This window comes from Vibrio sp. 1727 (genome assembly GCF_033344415.1).
Classification (GTDB): Bacteria; Pseudomonadota; Gammaproteobacteria; order Enterobacterales; family Vibrionaceae; genus Vibrio; species Vibrio alginolyticus.
Map to the genome: position 1 here is coordinate 1 of NZ_JAWPOT010000485.1, position 580 is coordinate 580.

Genomic DNA, 580 nt, shown 5'->3' on the forward strand with positions numbered 1-580 from the left:
TGGTGAATGGTTCAGCCCAAATACGCAACGTACCTTTTGCACGTTGTTCCATGAAGACCAATTTCCACTTGTTGTAACGAAGCGCAGTTAAATCGCCATCGTCCGAGAAGTAGAAAATCTCTTCACGCGGTGCTTTCTCTTCTTTACCAGTGAGGTATGGCAGGAAGTTATAACCATCTAGGTGAACTTTGTAGTTCATCTTGCCAACTTTCTTACCTTTCAGTAGCTCGTCTTTAACTTTAGTGTCACCTGCTGCTGCAACCAATGTTGGGAAGAAGTCTTCAAGAGACATCATGCCATTAAAGGTTTCGCCAGCTTTGATGTGACCAGGCCATTTGATAAGAGCAGGAACACGGAAGCTACCTTCCCAACCTGTATTCTTCTCACTACGGAATGGTGTCATACCTGCGTCTGGCCATAGGTCAACCATCGGGCCGTTATCTGTGGTGTAAACGATGATAGTGTTGTCATCAACACCAAGATCTTTCACTTTTTTCAGTAGTTCGCCGATTTGGTCATCGTGCTGTTTCACACCGTCAGCATAGAAACCAGCACCGGTTTTACCTTGGTACTCTTCAGG

At 45.3% G+C, this 580-nt stretch carries 1 protein-coding gene; it reads right to left on the reverse strand.

Going from position 1 to position 580, the window contains the following annotated elements:
* Positions 1-580: sulfatase-like hydrolase/transferase (locus tag R8O10_RS26500; protein ID WP_318192136.1), on the reverse strand; the 580-nt coding region annotated here is incomplete at both ends.